Raw genomic sequence first — 2,524 nt, forward strand, 5'->3', positions numbered from 1 at the left:
GACGTCATAATCGGTCTCGTTGACCACCTCGACGCGGGCGCGCCGGGCAAAAGGCATGGGGAAGTAGCAGTAGTAACCCCCACTGGACATGCCCAGCAAGAGGGAGGTGTAGTGGGTGTAGCCAAAGCCCGTTCCGAAAAAGTCGCCGACAGGGCAGAGCACACTGGGCGAGCTCTCGTCGTCCCAGTACATGCGCAACACGATGCGCCGCAGGAAGTGCGGGTCACGAGAAGCGATGGTCAGCCAGATGCGCGTGATCACGCCAGCGCCCTTGATATCCGCCAGGACGGCTGTTTGGCCGCGCGGGATGACCAGCCGATCGGCATTGCCACCGCTCCGGTCGAAGCTGGAGATCTGCCGTAGACGGCTCTCCTTGAAGTAGGGGAGCCTTCCCAGCGAAAAGTCCTCCACCCGCGCCTGGGCCAGCGCCCAGTACGGAAGGACGGCGAGCGCGAGAAGGCCTGTCGCCCAGAACAGATGTCTTTTCATGGCCACCACCTCCTTCGAACCGTTGCCAGCAAAGCCTACCAGAGCACGCCCCGATAATCTTCGAACCCCCGGTGCAGACCGAGACGCCGGGCCAATGCGATTACCTCGGCAACCTCCTTATGGCTCACCGCGCGGGCAATCTCCGGGAACTGGTGCGCGCGATAGCAGGGACGATACTGTGCCATGATGTTCACGTAGGAATCGGCCGAGAGTTCCTCCGCGATGAAACGCAGCACCGCCTCGGAGCCGGCAACCCCGTTGGGCATCACCAGATGGCGGATGAGCAGCCCGCGGTAGGCGATGCCCAGCGCGTCCATTTTGAGCTCGCCCACCTGGCGGTGCATCTCCCGCAGCGCATCCTTGTTCACGGCAAAGTAGTCAGGCGCGTCGCAATACCGCTTGGCCCACGACTGGTCGGCGAACTTGGCATCGGGCATGTAGATGTCAAAAATCCCCTCCAGGAGCTTGATGGTCTCCAGGGCCTCGTACCCGCCGCAGTTGTACACCAGCGGCACCTTGAGCCCCCCTTTGATCGCCAATGGCAATGCCTCGACAATCTGCGGCACGAAATGGGTCGGGGTCACAAAGTTGATATTGTGGCACCCTGCGCGCTGCAGGGCAAGCATCATGTCAGCCAGCGCCCGGGGCGAAACCTCGCGACCTTCGCCTCCGTGGCTTATCTCCCAGTTCTGGCAGAACACGCAGCGCAGGTTGCAATGGGCCAAGAAGATGGTGCCGGAACCATGCATGCCGACGAGCGGTGCCTCTTCGCCGTAATGCGGAAAGGCACTGGACACAACTGCCTCTTTCCCTGCTTTGCAGTAGCCAATCTCCCCTGCCAGACGATCGACCCCACACCGCCGGGCGCACAAGGCGCATGAGCGCAAGATGGCCCGCAGGGCGGCAATGCGCTCCTCCAGCTCGCCGCGCTCATGAAGTGCCAAGTACGAAGGTCTGTACTCCATCCTGCGCCTCGCTGCGTAACAGGTCAGCCAGGAAAGAATGCTGGTCGTTCAGCCGCAAAAGGTGGCTCTCACAGCCTGAGCTACAGTCAGAAGCTCCGAAACCAGGCAGCACTGGCTGACACCCCCTTTCCCTGAGAAACTTTTGCAGCGCGCATTCGCCCCGCTCAGCCGACAGCAGTGCGCCTACCACAGTCGCTGCGGTAGCGGTGGTCAGATAGTCGATGTGCCAGCGCCGGACCTTTTTGTGCCGGATGTGCCGAGCTACCCTCTGCCCGATTCCGCGCCTGGCACTGCCCACGTAGAGATAATAGCCTTGTTGCAGCCGGCACCACCCCAATTTCCCGATGACTCCAGCAAATGAGTGCCCAAGTTGTACCACTAACACATAGGTGATTGCCGTCTGAACCGCTGCCGAGTGCAACGCTCCTGCTTCGATCGCATGAGCGGTGAGCCACAGCAGGCGCACGGCATCCCGCGCTGCGGCCGCGCCGGTGGCACCAACCCCAGGGCACGTGATCTGCTTAACTGGGCACTCCGCCCGATGCATCGCAAAGCTCCGGTCCACGGCCCTCCAACCCTCGCCAATTCCTCCGGCGCGCGTTCTCGCGTCGCAGGCGGCCACCAGTTCTGGCCTCTCAAAAGTAGAGAAGGTGGTAGGCGGCATGAGGGCGTATGCGCAGCGCCGGTGCCGGCATGTGCACGACGTTGAGCATCTCCGCAACGGCGCGCAATACCGAACTCCGGAAGTGGACCTTTCTGAGGTCAAAATCCAGAGCCAGGTACACTTCCTTGCGTCCGCCGATCTTGCTGGTCGTCCCGTAACCAACCGCGATGTCCACCACGTCGGGCCAGTGTTGCCGCACCGGCCGGGGCAGCAGCATGTGGGCGTCCAGACAAAGCCAGAAGGTCATTCCTGCATAGTCTTCCACCGCGTACCTGCCGTAGACTGGATCGCCCGAGGGGTGATAACTCCACTTAATGTTCACCCTCTGCAGGCTCGGGTGGCGACGCTGCAGCATGGGGAATGCTGCCCCTGCCTCATTCGCCAGCAAGTCCCCAAGGCTGAAACC

Annotated in this window: 4 protein-coding genes; all 4 read right to left on the reverse strand. The window is 62.2% G+C overall.

All coding sequences use genetic code 11. The features are described from left to right. Window positions 1-489 (reverse strand): DUF2961 domain-containing protein (locus H5U38_13145; protein ID MBC7187973.1); only part of this gene is annotated, 489 nt, incomplete at its 3' end. A gap of 35 nt (window positions 490-524) precedes the next feature. Next, window positions 525-1,454 (reverse strand): radical SAM protein, encoded by a 930-nt coding sequence (locus H5U38_13150; protein MBC7187974.1) that lies wholly within the window; start codon window positions 1,452-1,454, stop codon window positions 525-527. Then, window positions 1,420-2,001, reverse strand: coding sequence for a GIY-YIG nuclease family protein (locus H5U38_13155; GenBank protein ID MBC7187975.1), 582 nt, complete (start codon window positions 1,999-2,001; stop codon window positions 1,420-1,422). Before H5U38_13155 ends, H5U38_13150 begins: the two co-directional genes overlap by 35 nt. An 88-nt stretch (window positions 2,002-2,089) precedes the next feature. Next, window positions 2,090-2,524 (reverse strand): hypothetical protein (locus H5U38_13160; protein MBC7187976.1); only part of this gene is annotated, 435 nt, incomplete at its 5' end.

The organism is Calditrichota bacterium, from assembly GCA_014359355.1.
Classification (GTDB): Bacteria; Zhuqueibacterota; Zhuqueibacteria; order JANLFK01; family Oleimicrobiaceae; genus Oleimicrobium.